General features: G+C 60.1%; 16 protein-coding genes. 9 read left to right on the top strand and 7 right to left on the bottom strand.

All coding sequences use genetic code 11. The features are described from left to right. The coding region (locus PV407_RS25620; RefSeq protein WP_332092843.1) for a DNA polymerase III subunit alpha at positions 1-3,216 on the bottom strand (3,216 nt) is incomplete at its 3' end. Positions 3,217-3,384: 168 nt separating this feature from the next. On the opposite strand from PV407_RS25620, the gene PV407_RS25615 reads away from it, so the two are divergent. The 3 genes from PV407_RS25615 (at position 3,385) to PV407_RS25605 (ending at position 4,624) form a co-directional block, all read left to right on the top strand. Further along, complete coding sequence (locus PV407_RS25615; protein ID WP_332092842.1) at positions 3,385-3,729, top strand: YtrH family sporulation protein; 345 nt, start codon at positions 3,385-3,387, stop codon at positions 3,727-3,729. Next, positions 3,726-4,259 (top strand): hypothetical protein, encoded by a 534-nt coding sequence (locus PV407_RS25610; protein ID WP_332092841.1) that lies wholly within the window; start codon positions 3,726-3,728, stop codon positions 4,257-4,259. The genes PV407_RS25615 and PV407_RS25610 overlap by 4 nt, the downstream gene beginning before the upstream one ends. A 71-nt stretch (positions 4,260-4,330) precedes the next feature. Next, positions 4,331-4,624 (top strand): YtpI family protein, encoded by a 294-nt coding sequence (locus PV407_RS25605; RefSeq protein WP_332092840.1) that lies wholly within the window; start codon positions 4,331-4,333, stop codon positions 4,622-4,624. Between the two features lie 24 nt (positions 4,625-4,648). Here the strand turns inward: PV407_RS25605 and PV407_RS25600 are convergent, their stop codons facing one another. Beyond that, positions 4,649-5,980 (bottom strand): DRTGG domain-containing protein, encoded by a 1,332-nt coding sequence (locus PV407_RS25600; RefSeq protein ID WP_332092839.1) that lies wholly within the window; start codon positions 5,978-5,980, stop codon positions 4,649-4,651. Between the two features lie 331 nt (positions 5,981-6,311). On the opposite strand from PV407_RS25600, the gene PV407_RS25595 reads away from it, so the two are divergent. Further along, positions 6,312-6,554, top strand: a complete 243-nt coding sequence (locus PV407_RS25595) for a hypothetical protein (RefSeq protein WP_332092838.1) — start codon at positions 6,312-6,314, stop codon at positions 6,552-6,554. A gap of 115 nt (positions 6,555-6,669) precedes the next feature. On the opposite strand, the gene PV407_RS25590 is transcribed toward PV407_RS25595, so the two are convergent. Both PV407_RS25590 and PV407_RS25585 read right to left on the bottom strand, forming a co-directional pair. Beyond that, positions 6,670-6,948 carry a hypothetical protein gene (locus tag PV407_RS25590; protein ID WP_332092837.1) on the bottom strand — a complete coding sequence of 93 codons (279 nt, stop codon included), beginning with the start codon at positions 6,946-6,948 and terminating at the stop codon, positions 6,670-6,672. A gap of 150 nt (positions 6,949-7,098) precedes the next feature. After that, on the bottom strand, positions 7,099-8,418 hold the full coding sequence (locus tag PV407_RS25585; protein WP_332092836.1) for an ABC transporter substrate-binding protein: 1,320 nt from the start codon (positions 8,416-8,418) through the stop codon (positions 7,099-7,101). A 419-nt stretch (positions 8,419-8,837) separates the two neighbouring features. Between PV407_RS25585 and PV407_RS25580 the strand changes: the two genes are divergently transcribed. Continuing rightward, entirely contained in the window at positions 8,838-9,659 is an 822-nt protein-coding gene (locus PV407_RS25580) for a helix-turn-helix domain-containing protein (protein WP_332092835.1), read from the top strand. 139 nt (positions 9,660-9,798) lie between these two features. Then, a complete protein-coding gene (locus tag PV407_RS25575; protein ID WP_332092834.1) occupies positions 9,799-10,596 on the top strand; it encodes a PSP1 domain-containing protein in 798 nt (265 codons plus the stop codon). 121 nt (positions 10,597-10,717) lie between these two features. On the opposite strand, the gene PV407_RS25570 is transcribed toward PV407_RS25575, so the two are convergent. From PV407_RS25570 to PV407_RS25560, 3 genes are all read right to left on the bottom strand, one after another. Continuing rightward, positions 10,718-11,749: an alpha/beta hydrolase family protein gene (locus tag PV407_RS25570; RefSeq protein WP_332092833.1), complete on the bottom strand. Its 1,032-nt coding sequence runs from the start codon at positions 11,747-11,749 to the stop codon at positions 10,718-10,720. A gap of 31 nt (positions 11,750-11,780) precedes the next feature. Further along, positions 11,781-13,076 (bottom strand): CapA family protein, encoded by a 1,296-nt coding sequence (locus tag PV407_RS25565; RefSeq protein WP_332092832.1) that lies wholly within the window; start codon positions 13,074-13,076, stop codon positions 11,781-11,783. Between the two features lie 79 nt (positions 13,077-13,155). Then, entirely contained in the window at positions 13,156-14,463 is a 1,308-nt protein-coding gene (locus tag PV407_RS25560) for an ABC transporter substrate-binding protein (RefSeq protein ID WP_332092831.1), read from the bottom strand. A gap of 182 nt (positions 14,464-14,645) precedes the next feature. On the opposite strand from PV407_RS25560, the gene PV407_RS25555 reads away from it, so the two are divergent. The 3 genes from PV407_RS25555 (at position 14,646) to PV407_RS25545 (ending at position 18,430) form a co-directional block, all read left to right on the top strand. Next, positions 14,646-15,497: an AraC family transcriptional regulator gene (locus tag PV407_RS25555; RefSeq protein ID WP_332092830.1), complete on the top strand. Its 852-nt coding sequence runs from the start codon at positions 14,646-14,648 to the stop codon at positions 15,495-15,497. A gap of 363 nt (positions 15,498-15,860) precedes the next feature. After that, positions 15,861-17,234, top strand: a complete 1,374-nt coding sequence (locus PV407_RS25550; RefSeq protein WP_332092829.1) for a YheC/YheD family endospore coat-associated protein — start codon at positions 15,861-15,863, stop codon at positions 17,232-17,234. A 14-nt stretch (positions 17,235-17,248) separates the two neighbouring features. Then, complete coding sequence (locus tag PV407_RS25545; protein WP_332092828.1) at positions 17,249-18,430, top strand: YheC/YheD family endospore coat-associated protein; 1,182 nt, start codon at positions 17,249-17,251, stop codon at positions 18,428-18,430. Positions 18,431-18,443 lie beyond the last annotated feature (13 nt).

Below are 18,443 nucleotides of genomic sequence, written 5' to 3'. Positions count from 1 at the left end.
CCTGCGCAGAGCGCGGGCCTGCTCGGCGGCGTCCGGCGCGCCCAGCGCCAGCACGCGGTCGGCGATCAGCTTGACGTCCTCGTCGTGGTGCTGGAGGCGCGCCCGGATAAGCAGCGCGCTCCCTTTTTGCGCGAGCGGGGACGCCAGCTTCCACACCTCCGGAAACAGGACGACCTCCACCTTGGCGATCCGGTTTTCCAGCTCGATAAACCCCATCGGCAGCCCTTTTTTGGTCAAAATCGGCTTGCTCGACAGCACCATGCCGGGAACGACCACGTCCGCGTTGTCCGGGTAGTCGGGCAGCTCGTGGATCGCGTCCGCGTCGATTTCCTCGATCAGCTTCTCGTAAACGTCGAGCGGGTGGCCCGACAAGTACAGCCCGAGCAGCTCGCGCTCGAACTCGAGCTGCTGCATTTGCGTATACGGCCGCACCTCCGGCAAATCGATCGTCCAGTTCGTCTCCTCCGTGAAGCCGAACAGGTGAAGCTGCAAATCTTCGCGCTCCTTCTTCCACTTTTGCGCCGCCTCCACCGTCTCGTCGAGCACGGCGATATGCTGCGCCCGGTGGCCGGGCAGCGAGTCGAGCGCCCCGCCCTGCACGAGCGATTCGATCACCCGCTTGTTGCATACGCGCAGGTCGACTCTGCGGCAAAAGTCGAGCAGGTTGGCGTAAGGCCCTTTTTCGCGCTCGCCGATAATCGATTCCATCGCATGCGTGCCGACGTTTTTGATCGCGCCGAGCCCGAAACGGATCGCTCCGCCGTCCGGCGTAAACGGGATGCCGCTTTTGTTCACGTCCGGAGGCAGCACGTCGATGCCCATTTTGCGGCATTCGTCCACGTATTCGGCGACCTTGCGGTGGCTGCCCATGACGGACGCGAGCATCGACGCCATGAACGGAACCGGGTAATGCGCCTTCAAATACGCCGTCTGGAACGCAAGCACGGCGTAGGCCGTCGCGTGGGCGCGCGGAAACCCGTAATCCGCGAAGCGGACGATCATGTCGTACACGTTGTCGGCTTCCGCCTGCGAGTAGCCCTGCCGCAGGCTGCCCGCCACGAAATGGGCGCGCTGCTCGTCCAGCACCTCGCGCTTCTTCTTGCTGACCGCGCGCCGCAGCGAATCCGCTTCGCCGAGCCGGAAGCCGGCCATGCGCGAGGCGATCTGCATGATTTGCTCCTGGTAGACGATAATGCCGTACGTGTCGCGAAGGACGGGCTCGAGCGACGGATGCGGGTATTCGATCTCGACGCGCCCGTGCTTCGCCTGAATAAATTTCGGAATGAAATCCATCGGTCCCGGACGGTACAGCGCCACGACCGAAATGATATCCTCGAACGTCGACGGCTTCAGCTCCTTGAGCACGCGCCGCATGGGAGGCGACTCGAGCTGGAATACGCCGGTCGTATCCCCCCGGCCGAGCAGCGCGAACGTTTGCGGATCTTCGTACGAAACGGCGTGAAAATCGACCGTTTCGCCGAGCTGCTCGCGAACCCATTTCAGCGTCCGCTCGATGATCGACAAATAGCGCAGGCCGAGAAAATCCATTTTGAGCAAGCCGATCGCTTCCAGATCTTCCATCGGATATTGCGTCAAAGGGACGCCGCCCGTCCCTTCCTGAAGCGGAACGTGGTCGGTGAGCGGCTCCCGCGAAATGACGACGCCGGCCGCGTGCGTCGAGGCGTGCCGGGGGAGCCCTTCGACCTTCCTCGCCATATCGACGAGCCGGGCCGTCCCTTCGTGCTTGGCGCACAGCTCCTTCAGCTCCGGACTGAGCTTCAGCGCGTCCTCGATCGTAATGCCGAGCTGATGCGGAATCGCCTTCGCCGCCCGGTCGACCTCGTGATACGGCAAATTCATCACACGCCCGACGTCGCGCACGGCGGCCTTCGCCGCCATCGTTCCGAACGTAATGATTTGGGCCACGTGCTCCCGGCCGTATTTGCGGGTGACGTAATCGATCACCTCGTCCCGCCGCTCGTCGCTGAAGTCGATATCGATGTCGGGCATGCTGACCCGCTCCGGATTGAGAAACCGTTCGAACAGAAGCCCGTACTTGATCGGATCGACGTCGGTAATGCGCAGCACGTAAGCGACCAGGCTGCCCGCCGACGAGCCGCGCCCGGGACCGGTGACGATGCCCTGCTCGTGGGCGTACCGGATAAAATCCCATACGATCAAAAAGTAGTCCGAATACCCCATATTGCCGATGACGTCGAGCTCGTAGCGCAGCCGGTCCTCCAGCTTCGACCGGTACTCCGGGTCGTTCCATTCCGGCAGCCCGGCATAGCGCGCCTTCAAGCCTTCCTCGCACAGCTGCCGCAAATACGTCCCCGCGCCGAGCCCTTCCGGAATCGGACGGTATTCGGGCAAGATCGACTTGCCGAACTCGAGCTCGAGCCGGCACTTGTCGGCGACGCGAAGCGTGTTTTCGAGCGCTTCGGGCGCATGCCGGAACAGCCGCTCCATCTCCTGCGGACTTTTCAAATACATTTGCTCCGTATGGAATTTGAGCCGGTCCGGGTCGTCCAGCGTCTTGCCGGTGCCGATGCAGATCAGGACGTCCTGCATGACGTGGTCTTCCGCGTTCACGTAATGGACGTCGTTCGTCGCGACGAGCGGAATGCCGGTTTCGCGGGACAGCGCGATCATGTCCTGCATTACTTTCTTTTGCTCGAGAAGCCCGTGGTCCTGGATTTCCAAATAAAAATCGTCGCCGAACATGCCGCGGAACCGGAGCGCCGCCGCCTTCGCCTCCTCGTGGCGGTCGTGCAGCAAATGCTGCGAAATTTCGCTGCCGAGACAGGAGCTGAGGCAGACGAGCCCTTCGGCGTGCAGCGCGAGCTGCTCCAGATCGGTTCGCGGCTTATAATGAAACCCGTTCAGGTGAGCGTCCGAGCACAGCCGCATCAGGTTGCGGTAGCCGGTCTCGTTTTTGGCCAGCAAAATGAGATGGTGCGTCGGCTGGTCTTGACGGGACGCCTTCGTCAGCCTCGATCCCGTCGCCACGTACACTTCGCAGCCGATGATCGGCTTCACGCCGTGCTCGACGCACGCCTTGTAAAACGGGATCGCTCCGTACATGACCCCGTGGTCGGTAAGCGCGAGGGCCGGCATCCCGAGCCGGGCCGCCCGCCGCGCAAGCTCCCCGATCGGGGAAGCCCCGTCGAGCAAACTGTATTCGCTATGTACGTGCAAGTGCACAAACCCGTTCAATGCATGACCCTCCCGCTGTTCGCATTTTGTTCGCTTCTTTATTGTAGCATATTCGCGGGGGGAATTCCCATACAATAGTGTAAACCCGCTTAGGCCAAGCCCGGCGGCCGAAAGGGCCGAACGGGAAGCCGAAAGACGCAATCGTCGGAATAAGGAGTGAGCCCGCCGATGAGTGTAACGCTAAAGGAATTTATGACCAATTTGGCGATCGATTTTTTCGTCGCCTTCGGCATCGTGCTGGGCGCGTGCATGCTTGCCGGAATCGGCTCGGTGCTGACGCTGCAGGCGCCCGCCTATAAAATGCTCGACATCGCCGGCCGCATCAAAATATGGGCGATGGTAGCCGCCGTGGGCGGAACGATCGACCCGCTCCGCGTCATCGAGACGAACTTTTTGGAAGGCCATCTGTCGCCCGCCTTCCGCCAGATCATGTACTTCGTGAGCGCTTTCGCCGGCGCCCATATCGGCACCGTGCTCGTCAAATGGATTTGCCAGGGGAGTGTCGAATCTTGAGGGCGCCCTCGCCGCATTTGTTTGCCCGATGGCTGCCCGGCATCGGCCTTTTTTTGTCCGGCATGATAATCGGCAGCGCCGTCTACATGAGCATGCACCAAACGAGCTTCAGCCTGCTGGTCGAGCGCAATTCGGTGCTGCTGGACGAAAACGAAAATATGAGGAAAGAAATTCAAAACTTGAAAAAGTTCCGCAACAGCCAGTCGGTCGTGAAAAAAATAACGGTGCGCTACGAAACCGTCTCCGCCGCGCCGCTCGATCCCGCCATCCAGCAGGAATTGAAAAAGCAGGTGCTGGCCAAGCTCGAGCCCGTCTACGAGGGACACAGCCTGTCGCTGTTCACCTCGGGCGAGGAGGAGGACCGCGATTCGGAAATCCGCAAGCTGCAGGGCGTCGTGTCCAACCAGTATACGGTCAAGGAGCACAGCTTCAAGGTCGAGGCGACGAGCGTCGCCGTCGTTCAGACGGAGCTGATCGTCTACATTAAAGCGGTCGCCTCCGGGGCGGCGGACATGTTCCGGTTCCGTTGATTTTTGAGGATAAAACGGATAAAGTTAAAGAAATACGGCCTGAAGGCCGGCGGCAAAGGAGTTTCGTCATCATGCAGTGGCTTCATGGAGCCCTTCTCATCGTTTTCGCCTGTTCGTTGTTCGGCTCGGTGTTTTTCAGCTTCCGTTACCGGAGACAGCTGTCGCGCAAAGCCCGGGGAATGGACGCCGCCAAAATGAATATGAGCATGGGGATCATGCTCGTCTCGATTTCGATCATTCAGCTGTTTCTGTTTTCCGGCTCGACGGTGCGGGTCATCGTCGGCCTCGTCATGCTGCTGCTCGGCTTGTTCAACCTGTTTGCCGGCATCCGCAATTACGGCCTGTACGACCGGATCAAGGAATGACGCCGGTCCGATCCGGTCCGGCGCTCAATCGATCGCCTGGGCGGCGAGCATCGCCTTGCACACGAGCGAGACGCCGTGGTAAATTTCGACGTCGACTTTCCCGTATTTGCGGCTCAGCTCGATGATCCGCGGACGAATTTCGATCTGGCTTTCCAACTGAAGCGGACGCAAGAAGTAGGCGGCGAAGTTTTCGAGGACGAAGTCGCCCTTTTTTTGCGTCTTCAGCGAGCGGTACGCGCACTGCGTCATCAGCGTCGTCAGCACGCCTTCGGACACGGTCCCGAGCCGGCCCGTCATCTGCGGCGTTATGACGCCCCGGTACGACAGCTGGCCGCCCTCCTCCCGCACCTCCTCGAAGCCGGCGACGATCAGGTCTTCGAACGTTTCCCCGATTTGCGGCTGCTTCTGGATGACCTGCAGCGCCTTGAGCACGTCCTGCCGGCTGATGACCGACAGCAGCTTTCCTTTCGAATCGACGACCGGCAGCAGCTCGATGCCTTCCCATACCATCATATGCGCCGCGGACGTAACCGACGTCTGCGGAACGACGGTCAGCGGATTGCGCGTCATCAGCTTGTCCATCGTCTGCTCCTTCGGGGCGCCGAGCACGTCTTTCGAGGCGATCATGCCGATGACCCGGTTCCATTCGTCGACGACGGCGAACCGGCTGTGGCCCGTTTCCTCGACCAGCCTCTCCCAATCGGACACGGTGCTGCTGCCTTTCAAGGCGCGCGGAGGCAGCTGCGGGGACAAAATGTCTTCGACGAGCGTTATTTTTTTCTTGATCAGCCGGTCGTAAATGGCGCGGTTGATCAGCGATGCGACGGTAAACGTATCGTAGCTCGTCGAAATGATCGGAAGTCCCGATTCGTCGGCGAATCGCTTCACGTCGTCGTTCGTGCCGAAGCCGCCTGTAATGAGCACGGCCGATCCGTGCTCGAGAGCGTACCGGTGCACCTGGTAGCGGTTCCCGACGATGAGCAGGCTGCCCGGCTCGATATAGCGGGCCATCGCTTCCAGCTGCATCGCGCCGATGACGAATTTGCCGAGCGTTTTCCCGAGCCCTTCGGCTCCGCCGAGCACTTGGCCGTCCACGATGTTGACCACTTCCTCGAACGTCAGCCTGTCGATGTTCGCGCGCGGCTTTTTCTCCACGCGCACCGTGCCGATCCGCTCCCTCGTGCTGACGAGCCCTTGGTTTTCCGCCTCCTTGATGGCGCGATACGCGGTGCCTTCGCTTACGTCCATCTCTTTGGCGATTTTGCGCACCGATATTTTCGTGCCGATCGGCAGCGTTTCGATATATTTCAAAATTTGCTCGTGCTTCGTGACCGCCTCTTGCAGCAGCTCGTCCATTCTGTTATACCCCGCTTCGCATAAACTGTACTCTTCTGTATTACACCCTATTATAGTATTCGAGCGGTTCGGCCGCAACAACGGAAGGCGGCGGGAAAGCTTTATACCACATTTGTAACGATTTGTAAACAAAAATTCCGACTGCCGAATTGAACTGTCATTATTCGCAAATATGCTTTATTCTGGAAATACACCCGAAATCGACTACTCACCCCGTATGTCCAGGAGGAAACGAACGCATGAGGAGCATCTTGTCGTCGCGGCGGCATTCCGGATCGACGACCCGAAGCTCGCTTTCCGACAGGGAAGTCCGCTTTTGGGGTTGTCCGCGATGAGTTACAAATCCATTTCGCCGCAGTTGAAATCGAGCTGCTACAACTGTACGCATTTTCAAGCGAGCCACGACATGCTGAACGGCTTGTGCTTCCGCTCGTCGCCGGAAGGCGTCGAGACGGCCGGAATCGGGACGTGCAGCCGGTTCGCGATGAAAAGCATGGCCGAATCCGCGGCGCTGCCGAGGTCGGCGCGACGCGCCGCCGACGCCGCATCGCGCAGGGCGACGGCCGCCCGCTAGCGAACGCGCCGGACGCCGACATGAAACAAAATAAAAGACAGCTTGCGCTGTCGTCGATTTTGCCGCTCCGTTTTGACGGAGCTTTTCTTTTTTTACGGCAAGACGAGAAAGAAAATTACTTCTTCGCGTCGAGCATCCGCAATTTGCCGTTCAGCCACTGCTGCCGCTGCGCCTTGCCGTACTTGCGTACGCGCGCCAGCTCCTTCTTCGTTTCTTCGTCCACGCCCAAAATATGATGCAGGTGCGCGGCGACGACAAGCAGCGCGAAACCGATCCAGACGATGCCGAAAACGGTTTCCGGCGTCCACCCGCGCCCGATGTCGAGCCGGGGAACGGCGTAAATGAGCATGCCCAGCGCGAGGCTCATGTACGCGACGCTTTTCCATTCTTTCACGGCGATCTCTCCTTGGAATGAACTTACATTCATCCTATGAGACAACCCGGCCGATTATGACCGTTCTTGTCCTCCCGTGAAAAGGAGGAGCGTTCCGGCTCCGGTGAACGGGTTCCCGTCCCCGGCCGCAACGCCCCGCTTCGCAAATGATTACTTGCCCGCCTGCTCCGCCACTTTCTTGTTGATCGCCTCTTCCGTTTCCCGGATGATCGTGTTGATGTCCTTGGCGTTTCCGAACAGCTGCAGCGCGCCGGAATTCAGCTGCGCATCGGCGATGGCGTCGTATTTCGAAGGATTGCTGTGAATCGGGACCGGACGGTTTTTGAAAATCGCCTGCACGTTTTTCCCTTTCAGCACTTCCGACTCTTTGCCGAAGCTGTCCCGGACCTCTTTGTCGACAAGCGGCGTGACGACGCTGCCCTTTTTGGAGGAGGCGAGCTGCGCTTCTTTCGACAGGACGGCGGAAATGACCTGGAACGCCTCTTTCTGGTGCTTGCTGCTCGGCGTGACGAACAAGTAATAGGCGTCCGCCTCGCCGTAGACGCCGGGCTTGTCGGGGAACACCGGGTAGGTGACCAAATCCCAGTCCAAGCCGCCCTTCGCCGCTTCCGCCATCCGGTGGAACAACCCGATAAACGGGTACATGGAAATCGTCTTGTCGTAGAGGAAGGCGTTGAGCTCGTCGCTGTTCTTCTTCTCGTTCGTGTTGCCGGGAATCGAAACGATCGACTGGTAAATTTGGTACGCCTTTTTGAACCCTTCCGTATTGATCGCGGCTTTGCCCGACGAATCGAAGCGGTTCAAGGCGAGCGGGGAAGCGATCCGGACGAGGTTGCTCGAGGCGAGCCCCCGGTATTGGACGCCCCCGTCGGTACGCGTCACTTTTTTGCCGAGCTCGATTACGGCGTCCCACGTCATGCCGTCCGTCGGGTAGGCGACCGCGAACCGGTCGAACAACGATTTGTTGTAATATAACGCGTCGTAGTTCAGGCCGTAAGGCATGGCGAAAATTTCGCCCTTTTTGCCGAACGCCTTGATCGTCTGCACGATGACCGGATCGAGCCGGTTCATATCGAAATTTTGCAGCTTGATTTGCTCATTCAAGTCGAGCGCGACGCCGAGGTCCAGCAACTGCTGAAAGTTGGCCGTCCCCATGATGACCATGTCGGGAACGGTGCCCGCCGCGACCATCGTCGTAATGTTGTTGGTCGAAGTCGCCGTCGTAATGTTCAGCTTGATGTGCGGGTATTTGGCCGCCAGCGGCTTGTAAAAAATTTGATCCAAATCTTCGTCCGTAATTTTCCAGCCGGCCAAAAGCTCGATCGTTACCGGCTCCGGCGGAGCTTCTTTCTTCGCTTCGCCGCCCTGGTTCTGCTGTCCGCCTCCCTGACCCGAGCCTCCGCCGCATGCGGCCGTCGCGGCGACCATGACCGCCAGCGCTGCCGCCGGCATGATGCGTTTGTAAAGCATGGCAAGTCCCCCCGAATAGTTGATGAATGGATGATCACATGCAAAGCTTGCCGACCGTCGCTCGAAACGTTTTTCACGCTTCCGGAATCCGTCTTTCGGTAAGCGCTTTCACGTAACCGGAACGACCGAGTCGCGCTCCGGGTCAAGCGCTTTCCTGCGCGCCACTTCGCGCCCGCTTCGTTCCTGCCTTCCCGGCCTCGCAGGCCGGAAATGCCGCCGGCCGCCGGCGATCCGCAGCCGGATGCCCGCTTCCCTCCTCTCGCTCGAACCGGAGCCGGCATGCAGGCGATGCCGATGTCCGATCTATCTGTTATTTCTGTGATATACTTAATGGTAAATAAAGCGCTTATCTTTGAACATGCACATTTTTGAAATGCGATCTATCCAAAATTTCTGGGACGGGGATGGAGGCGTACCGGATGCTCAAACCGCTGCTGTCCGGCTTTTTGCCGCAAGTCGAGTTTTCGATTTATTGGGAAAACAAGCAGAAGTTTTTGCTGTACGAAGACGTTTATCAGGTGTGGGTCATGTTCGCCGTCGAATCCGGCTCGTTCTATTACGAAATCGGCGACAAAAAAGGGTCGGCGACGTTCGGCGATCTCGTGCTTTGCCCGCCGGACACCCCGTTTCGCCGGGTCGTCAATACGCCGCTGACGTTTTATTTTTTCGAGCTGATCTGGGCGGACACGCAGCAGACCGGCGCGCCGAAAGACGAAGAGCTGCTTCCCGTCGGCAAAATCAGCGTTCTCGACACGGCGCGGCTCGCGCAAAATTACGCGATCATGAAAAAATGGCGCTCCTGGCCGCTGGCGGTTCGGCTGCCCCAATACAACCATTACTGCCAGGACATTTGGCTGCTGTACTGCGACGGGCTCGAAGAAGGAATTTTGCCCGCGGAAATCGAATCCGACCGGGAGCGCGACCCGCTCATGCAGGAAGCGCAGCGGCTCATCCAGCAGTACGCGTTTTCGGCGCTGAACTTGAAGCAGATCGCCTCCGAGCTCGGCATTACCCCGGTGCAGCTGACCAAAAAATTCAGCGCCTCGTTCGGGGTGACGCCGCTCCGCTACCTGACGTCGCTTCGGCTCAGCAAAGCCAAAATGCTGCTGCTCGAAACGAAAATGACGATCGAGCAAATATCGGAATGCTGCGGCTACCAAAACGGCTTTTACCTGAACCGGGTGTTCGTCAAATACGAGCATACGACGCCTTCCCTTTACCGGAAAACGCATCGCGTGTAACCTTGCGTATTTGTTCGCGCGGGCGGCAGGAAAACCAGTGTTCGAATGGAATATATTCCATATACTGGATTCAGCCCTGCGGCCGCCGTCCGGTTCACTATAGATCGTTCGTTTTCGTTCGGACAGAGGAGGGATATCGGTGTTTTGCATCGTCGGCGTGCGTTTCAAGAAGGCGGGCAAAATATTTTATTTCGACCCCGGCGACCTGCAGATCGAACCGGAGCAGCACGTCATCGTCGATACGGCGCGCGGTCTGGAGTTCGGCAAAGTCGTCATCGGCAAACGGTTCGTTCGCGAGGAGGAAGTCGTCCTGCCGCTCAAGCCGGTCGTTCGGATCGCCGACGGGAACGATTTTCGAATCGTGGAGTCGAACAGGGAGGACGCCCGGCTCGCCCTGGCCGCGAACACGGACAAGTTCAGGGCGCTGAAAATGAAGCTGATCGACGCGGAGTGGACGTTCGATCGAAGCAAAATTTTTTTCTATTTCACGGCCGACGGCCGGATCGACTTTCGCGAATTGGTGAAAGTGCTCGTCGGCATTTTTCGGACGCGCGTCGAGCTGCGGCAAATCGGGGTTCGCGACGAAGCCCGGATGATCGGCGGTCTCGGACCGTGCGGCCGGACGCTCTGCTGCTCCACCTTTTTGGGCGAGCTCGAGCCGGTATCGATCAAAATGGCCAAAGACCAGAAGCTGTCGCTCAATCCCGCGAAAATTTCCGGCCTGTGCGGCAAGCTGATGTGCTGCTTGCGGTTCGAGCACGACAACTACGAGCGGTCGAGCGAAGCGCTGCCCAAGGTCGGCGCCTTGATTCAATCGTCGTACGGACAAGTGAAGGTGGTCGCGGTCAATGAAGCGGGCAATACGATTCGCGTCAGGCTGCCGGGCAAAGACAAGACGGTCGAGCTCGATCTGGACGATCCGCAGCTGAACTGGTAGCTTCGCCGTCTTACGGCCGCGGCCGAGGGGCCGGAAGCGGACCGCTGTGCACGCAAAAAAATCCTCTCTCGCCGAATGCGAAGGAGGATTTTTCGCTGCGCTGCGCATCTCTAAAGCCCGATCAACCCAAATGCTTGCCCACGAAATCCCATACCCGCTCCTTGTAATAGCGGTGCCCGCCTTGCCCGACGTACAGCTCGCAGCGGTCTTCGGCTCCCATGCTCCGGTACACGTTCCGGAGATGGTCGAACGCCTCGCGCGTCCCTTCGATCGGATAGATGGCATCGTCGCGGCCGTGGACGACGAGAATCGGCCTCGGGGCGATCAGACCGGCCACGTCGTACATTTCGCCGAGCTGCAGCATGCCCGGCACGATATTGCAGGGGCAATGATGGATCGGGACGATCGAACGCTCGAACGTGCAAAAGTACGATCCGGGCACGGCGACGCCGACGCGTTCGTCGAGCGCGGCCGTAAACAAAGAGACGGTGCCGCCTCCCGAATTGCCGGTAATGGCGATGCGCGATACGTCGATCTCGCCGCGCGTGGCCGCGTAATCGATGAGCCGGCCCATATCGTGCACCCGCTCCCCGATCAGCGTGCGCCCGTACATGAGGGCGCTGCGCTGCAGCGTCTCGCAGGAGTTCGCTTTTCCGCGCGCCATATCTTCCTCCGCGGCCATTTCCCAAAAGCCGCGCACGTCCGGGGCGATCACCGCGTATCCCGCGCCGACGGCCTGCAGGGCGATATCGCGATCGCCCTCCAGCGCCTCGCTTCGTTCCCGGTCGTCCGCGAACCGCCCGACGTACACTTCCTTCCCTCTCCGGCCGTGGCCGTGCGGGGCGATCACAAGCGGAAAAGGCCCCGGCTTGCCGCGGGGGAGCAGCAAATAGAAAGGAATGACGATGCCCGGCTCCGTCGCGATATGCCATTTTTCCAACGTATACGCGTCCAGCTCTTCCGTTTCCTCGCATGCCGGGCGCAGGTCCGCCGGCGCCTCGATATGCCGCATGCCCAGCAGCTCGCGCAGCTTCAGGCGAAATTCCCGCCGCCAGTCGGCCCAGCCGCCGCTCTCCGCCGCTTTGCGGTAATCGAACGTTCTGCCGCCCGAACGGGCCAGGTTCGACAAGTACGCTTCCTTGTTCAAATACATGCTCCGGAACCCTCCTCCGTATCCGCCGCCGTCATTGTCGCGTCCGCCGCAGCAGCCCGGTCAAATAGCTGCCGCCCGCGGCGCCGTACTGCAGGCAGAGCCGCTTACCTTCCTCGCAGCCGCATGTTTGCCAATGGCCCACGAGCGTCCTCGCCCACTCGGGCGAATCGCCGAGTTCCCCGCGCGAAGCCCGTTTCAGACCGTTCATAAACAGCTCCCGATGAGCCGGCGTGAAAAACAAATTGTGCAGTCTGGCCGCGCTCGTCGCGGTGTTCCCCGCCATCCCGGCCAAAATCGCCTCCAAGCTGCGCGACATCCCGGCCAAACCGACCGTGTCGACGAACGCGTTCCAAACCGCCCGCACCGCGTCCGGGTCCGCCAAAAGCTCCGATACGGTGCGCAGCGCCTGCAAAAAGCCGGCCTTCATCGCTCCGCTCATCAGCGTCAGGCCGTTTCGCTCGATCAAGTACGGGCTGATTTCCAATCCCGCCACCCGATCCTTCGAAAGCTCCAGATGGACCATATAGCCGGTATGCCGGTAAAACGAGTCTTCCTCCTGCCAAAACACGAAATTGCCCTGGCTGTACACGATCGGCACGCCGCCGTGCAGCTCGAGTCCTTGCGGCACATGCGGGTGATGGGCGACGACCGCCGACGCGCCGGCTTCGGCCAGTTCCCGCAGGCCGTTCGTCACGTAGACCGGAGGCATGGGCGCATATTCCCGGCCCCCGTGAAAAATGACGAGCACATGGTCCGCCCGCGCCTTCAGCTCGCGGATTTGCGCGGCGATCGCCGGAAGATGAAATCCGTGCGCGCCCGGGCCGCCGTCCATCGAACAGCAGGCTTCGCCTTCCCCGCAATTGACGACGGCGACGGAGACGCCGCCGATCTCAAGGCGAAGCGGTTCGGCCGCCTCCTCGCCGGTCATGCCCGCGCCCACCGTCCGAAGCCCCGCTCCCCGCAGCACGTCCAGCGTGCGCCGCAGGCTGTCGGGACCGTAATCCATAATATGGTTGTTCGCCATGCAGGCGACATGGAACGGCGCCTCGATCAACGCCCGCACGGCGTCTTCGTCCGCGCGGAAATTCGGTCCCGCCTTCGGGATCGGCTCCCCCGACGGGCCGAGCGTCGTTTCCACGTTCACGATATTCAGATCGCTGCTTCGCAGCAAAGGCGGCACATCGCCGAAAGCCGCCAGGGCATCGCCGCCGCGCCCGACTTCAAAACCGCGCAAAGGCAGCCAATCCGACGCGACGGTCAGCCGAACGGTCGCCTTGCTTTCGATCGGTTCCGCGGTCCAAACGCCTCGGGACCAGTCCGCTTTCATCCATACCCCTTCCTTCCCGGTCTTTCCGTCCAACGATGCGGAAAGTTAAGTTCGTTGCGGCAAAAAAGCGAATCGCGGCTTATTTCGAAGCTTCGGCCGCCAAAAATTGATTCAGCTTGTCGTCCGCTTCCCTCAAGGCGGTGTTGACGTCTTTCCCCCTGTAGTAGTCGTAAAACGCCTCTTTAACGAAATTGGTCGCCTGCGTCGTATATTTCGGCCGGACCGGCGAGTTGATCATTTTGCTTTTGAACATGCCGGTTATGTTTTTCCCTTTGGCGTACTCGAGATCGGCGGCGAAGGCGGCCTCGAACCGTTTGTCGGCCAAAGGCGATTTCCGCGCCGTCTTTCTCGCCAGCTCCATCTGCGTTTCGTCCGACACAAGCTCGACGAGCACCTTCATGGCCTCTTCCTTATGCTTGCTCGTGCTCGTGATGAAGGTCAGATGGGCGTCGATGTCGTTGTAGACGTTCGGCCTGGCCGGCAGGCTCGGATATTGCGCCACGTCCCAGTTCAGCCCGCTGCGTGTCGGCTCCGCCAGCCTGAAAATCATGTTGTTGCCGCCGTAAATCGCGGAGATGCGGCTGCCGTAAAAGTTCGTTTCCGGGCTGATCGCGTTTTTCAGCTCGGCTTCCGTCCATTCGTTGCCCGGGATCGAAAGGATCGTTTTGGACAGCTCGAAAATCGATTTCCATTCCGGCGTATTCAGCGTCGACTTGTTCGTTTTCGGATCGTAAAACGTGTTGCCCAAAATGCGCTGAAACCGCGTTACCGCATACGGATCGAGTCCGCGAATCTGCACGTCGCCGAGCTTGCGGGTCATCCGTTTTCCGAGCTCGATCGCCTCGTCCCACGTCATGCCGTCCTTCGGATAGGCGACGCCGAACGAGTCGAACAAATCTTTGTTGTAAAACAAGGCGCTGAAGTTGAGCGCGTACGGAATCGCGTTGAGGGCGGCCGGGCCGGTGACGGCCATCGCTTGCATGACGACGGGATCGAAGCGGGACGTATCCAGCTTGTTCAGCCTGGCGAGCTCCGACATGTCGTACATCAGGTTCAGTTCTTGGTACGGACCGAAATTTCCGTTATGGGTCGTAATGAGGTCCGGCGTTTCGCCCGCCGCGATCAGATTGGCGATATTCGTCGTCGATGTCCGCTTCACGGTAATATGCGGATATTTCGTTCGGATCGGCTTCACGAACATCACCTCGAAATCGGCGTCGCTGAGCCCGTTTCCGTCCAGCATCGTCAAAGTGACGGGCTTCGCCGACTCGGCCGGGACGGCTTGCCCTTCCCCGGACGCCGGCGGCGGCTCCCCGCCCCCGCAGCCGGTCCAGACGGCCGCCCCCGCGGCAAGCAGCATCGCAATCTTCCCGGTTCGGTTCCCCATCGGAATGTCCCCCTTGCGATCACGTTTTCGGTAGCGCTACCATGGACTTAGTATAGCTTGAAACCGCTTCCACATCTTGTCGTATTTTGCGCCGGCTTCCGAAAAAGTTGCAAATCTTGCGACGAACCTCCCGGACCGGCCGCCCGCGCTGGTATAATGAAAGCAGCAAAGGAGGGACGCCCATGCCGGATATGCCGGGCTTTGACGACCCCTTGATCCGCACGGGGGAATCGTTCGCGATCGCGCATAACAAATTCGCCTCCAACCACCATATGAAAGAAGCCCATTTTCACGACCATTACGAAATTTACTATTCGGTCGGGGGCGAGAAAAACTATTTTATCAAAGACAAAATGTATCGGATCGGCAAGGGCGACTTATTGTTCATCGAGCCGTACGTCCTGCACAAGGCGACATCGACCGCGCGGCTGGAGCGGGAAAGGGTGCTCGTCTATTTCAAAACGAATTTGCTCGCCAGACCCGAGCTGCTCGGGGACCCGTTATCCCCGTTTCACTGCGGCTCGCCCGTGCTTTCCCTGCAAATTCACGAGCAGGCGTACGTGCAGGAGCTGCTGCGCAAAATGATCGAGGAATACCGCGACCGGCGGCGGAACTACATGCACTGCATCGAGGCGCTGCTTACGGAGCTGCTCGCGTTCGCGATTCGCGTCAGCGAGAGGCGGCAGTCGCAGCCGTCCAAGGAGTGCGGCGCGACGCACCCGAAGGTGATCGAAGCGGTGCGGTACATCACCCGGCATTACGCGGAACGGTTGACGCTCGGCATGCTCTCCGAACGGTTTTCCGCAAGCCCGTATTACATCAGCCGCCTGTTCAAAACGGTGACGGGGCTGTCGTTCGTCGACTACGTGGCCGCCGTTCGCATTATGGAGGCGCAAAAGCTGCTGCGCGATACGAGCCTCAAAGTGTCGACCATCGCCGAAGAGGTCGGATTCGACAATCTCGCCCATTTTCATAAAACGTTCAAAAGACTGACTGCCGCTTCCCCCCTGCAGTACCGCAAAATGAACCGTTAGCGGCGGCGTGCCGCCCGCAGCCCCGCATTCCCGCAGCGATTCCGCCGACCGGCACCCGCTCCGTTTTTCGCGTTCCGTTCTCCCTCCCCGCCTTCCCTGTCCGCTCCTTCGTTCCGTCAATCCGATCCTTTCCGGCACGTTCCCTGCGCCCTTTTTTTCCCGTATCCCCGCGCTTTCCGTCCCCGCGCCGCCCCGCGGCGGACAACCTTGCATCCGCCGCAAAAAAAGAAAGCCGATTCGGCAAATCCGTTCTCCGATAAGCCGTCCAGTCAATCACCACTGGATATATGTCCTCATATGATGGGAGTAGTCTTTGGGAAATAACCGAAAATCGCAGGATGGCGCTTCTAAAGGAGACACACCATGACCAGTACGAAAATGACAATCCATGTGCAAGGCATGGGCGGCCTGCTCCAGGATCAAACCGTGGTACTCGGGGAACGCGCGGTCCGCTTGAACAAAATTCCGACCGGCGCGGCGATCACGCTTCAATTCGGCACGGCAAGGCATCAGGTGAAGGTCGTCTCCGCCTCTCATCTCGACGGCCTCCGCATCGGCGAATCGCTTGCCGACAAGCTCGGTCTCCATCACGGCGCCGTCGTCGGCGTGCGGTACAAATCGAGCAGCCGAACGCTGACGATCGGCCCGCTGATCGGCGTCATGATGAGCCGCGTATACGCCAGTTCGCCCGAGAGACCTTTCGGCACCAACACCGCGTTTTGCAAAGAGCTGGTGGATACGTGCCGGTCGCTCGGCGCTTTCGTCTATTTTTTCACCGTGGACGATATCCCTTCCGGCCATTCGACCGTCAAAGGGTGGACGCTCGTCGGCCGCTACTGGCATAAAACCGATTTTCCGGTTCCGGACGTCGTGTACAACCGGCTTACGACGCGAAAGCTCGAAAACACGCCCAGCGTTCAGCATTTTATGAGAGAAGCGCGCTCCCGCCACGGAACGACCGTTTTCAACGAAAAATATTTGGATAAGACGGACGTGTTCGAGGCGCTCAAACAGGACGCCTCCCTGGTGAAGTATTTGCCCGAATCGCACTTGTTCAAAAATTACCAGATGCTCAAATCGATGGCGGCCCGGTATCCGGTCGTCTTCCTGAAGCCGATCACCGGCAGCCTCGGCAAAGGCATCATCCGGATCAGCCGCGCGGGCGGCCAGTCCTACGCGTGCCAGACGACGAGCCTGAACGGGACGGTCCGCCAAACGTTTCCGAGCCTCGAGGCGTTGTTCTCGTCCATCTCCGGCAAGCTGAAGCAGCGTAAATACCAGATTCAGCAAGGTCTCCATTTGATCGAGACCGGCGGCCGACCGGTCGATTTCCGCGCGCTCGTGCAGCGCGGCAGCGGAGGCGTCTGGGGCGTCACCTCGATCGTGGCGCGCATCGCCGGAAGCAACCACTTCGTCTCGAATTTGGCGCGCGGCGGAACGCTCAGCCGGGTGAAGGAAGCGCTCGGCAAAACGAATTTGTCCCAGCAGCAGCAGCGAAGCGCCTCCGCGCATTTGCGCAAGGCGGCGCTCGATATCGCCAAAGGGATCGAAACGCAGGTCAAAGGCCATTTCGGAGAGCTCGGCGTCGACCTCGCCGTCGACTCGAACGGCAAAGTATGGCTGCTCGAGGTCAATTCGAAGCCGTCCAAAAACGACGGCACGCCGCTCGCCGAAGGCGGAACCCGCCCTTCCGTCAAGCAAACGGTGCTGTACGCCCGGTATTTGGCCGGATTTTAACGAAGGTGAAGCCGATGAATACGAACAGAGCGCGGGCGTCCGCGCGGACGGTCGGCGTCATGGTTTGCCCCGTGCCCGGAGAGCCGCCCATACCCGAAAAACAATTTTTTCGCCGTCTGTCTTCGGTCGGCGAGAAGCTCGGACTGACCGTCTTCGTCTTCTCCCCGCACCGGATCGATTGGCAGCGAGAGCGCGTCGTCGGATACGCCTACTCGGCGACTGCGGGCCGGTGGCAAAAAAAATGGTTTCCGCTGCCGGACGCCGTGTACGACCGATGCTTTTATTCGACTCCGCAATCGTTCGCCGCTTTCCGGAAGCCGCTCCTTCGTCTGGCGAACACTCCCGGCGTCCGCTTTCTCGGCTACGGGCTCAAAGGGAAGTGGAACGTTCACCAAATGCTGATGCGCGACGAGCGGCTGCGCCCGCATATTCCGAAAACCGAGCTGCTGGAAGGCGCGGACGATATCGAGCGATGGCTGGAAGAAGAAGGCGAGCTGTTTCTGAAGCCGCACGGCGGCAGCCACGGCAGAGGCGTGCTGCACATCGCCGCATCGCCGAGGGGCTACGTCGCCATCGGCCGGACGTATCGGAACGAACAAGTCCGGTACAGCTTCCGCTCGCTGCCGAAGCTGCTGGAATGGACGGCCAAATTTACGGCCGGGCGCAAATATTTGATCCAGCGCTTTTTGCGTCTTACGGCCGATGACGGGACGGCGTTCGACATCCGCGCGCTCGTGCAAAAAAACGGCAAGGGCCGCTGGTCGCTGACGGGAATCGCCGTCAGGCAAGGCGCCCCCGGCAGCGTCACGTCCAATCTGCACGGCGGCGGCCACGCCGAGGAAGCGGAGCCGTTCCTTCGAAAGCTGTACGGCAAGGCGGCGGCGGACATCCTGCAAACCGTGCGCGACATTGCGCTGCGCGTGCCCGAGGTGCTCGAGACGCATCACGGCCGGCTGGCGGAGCTGGGCGTCGATATCGGCGTCGATGCGGAAGGCCGCGTGTGGGTGCTCGAGGCGAACTCGAAGCCGGGCCGTTCTTCGTTCGCGGCGCTTCCCGACAAGCAGGCGAGCCGGGACGCGATCGTCAACCCGCTGTTATACGCCAAATATTTGCTCGATACGCGCGGGCCGTATGCCGCGCCGCCGGGCTCGATGAAAAGCACGGACGCCATTCATGACGCTTCCGACGCCATATAGCGCTTCTCGCAAC

This window comes from Paenibacillus sp. GYB003 (genome assembly GCF_036577625.1).
Taxonomy (GTDB): domain Bacteria; phylum Bacillota; class Bacilli; order Paenibacillales; family NBRC-103111; genus Paenibacillus_AB.
The sequence above is the reverse complement of the archived record's forward strand: the minus strand, read 5'-3'. Positions and strand labels throughout refer to the sequence as shown.

Excerpts from the sequence above, each read along its gene's own strand:
- PV407_RS25615 (WP_332092842.1), top strand. The coding sequence starts at position 3,385 with ATGAGTGTAACGCTAAAGGAATTTATGACCAATTTGGCGATCGATTTT.
- PV407_RS25605 (WP_332092840.1), top strand. The coding sequence starts at position 4,331 with ATGCAGTGGCTTCATGGAGCCCTTCTCATCGTTTTCGCCTGTTCGTTG.
- PV407_RS25600 (WP_332092839.1), bottom strand. The coding sequence starts at position 5,980 with ATGGACGAGCTGCTGCAAGAGGCGGTCACGAAGCACGAGCAAATTTTG.
- PV407_RS25595 (WP_332092838.1), top strand. The coding sequence starts at position 6,312 with ATGAGTTACAAATCCATTTCGCCGCAGTTGAAATCGAGCTGCTACAAC.
- PV407_RS25585 (WP_332092836.1), bottom strand. The coding sequence starts at position 8,418 with ATGCTTTACAAACGCATCATGCCGGCGGCAGCGCTGGCGGTCATGGTC.
- PV407_RS25580 (WP_332092835.1), top strand. The coding sequence starts at position 8,838 with ATGCTCAAACCGCTGCTGTCCGGCTTTTTGCCGCAAGTCGAGTTTTCG.
- PV407_RS25570 (WP_332092833.1), bottom strand. The coding sequence starts at position 11,749 with ATGTATTTGAACAAGGAAGCGTACTTGTCGAACCTGGCCCGTTCGGGC.
- PV407_RS25565 (WP_332092832.1), bottom strand. The coding sequence starts at position 13,076 with ATGAAAGCGGACTGGTCCCGAGGCGTTTGGACCGCGGAACCGATCGAA.
- PV407_RS25560 (WP_332092831.1), bottom strand. The coding sequence starts at position 14,463 with ATGGGGAACCGAACCGGGAAGATTGCGATGCTGCTTGCCGCGGGGGCG.
- PV407_RS25555 (WP_332092830.1), top strand. The coding sequence starts at position 14,646 with ATGCCGGATATGCCGGGCTTTGACGACCCCTTGATCCGCACGGGGGAA.
- PV407_RS25550 (WP_332092829.1), top strand. The coding sequence starts at position 15,861 with ATGACCAGTACGAAAATGACAATCCATGTGCAAGGCATGGGCGGCCTG.
- PV407_RS25545 (WP_332092828.1), top strand. The coding sequence starts at position 17,249 with ATGAATACGAACAGAGCGCGGGCGTCCGCGCGGACGGTCGGCGTCATG.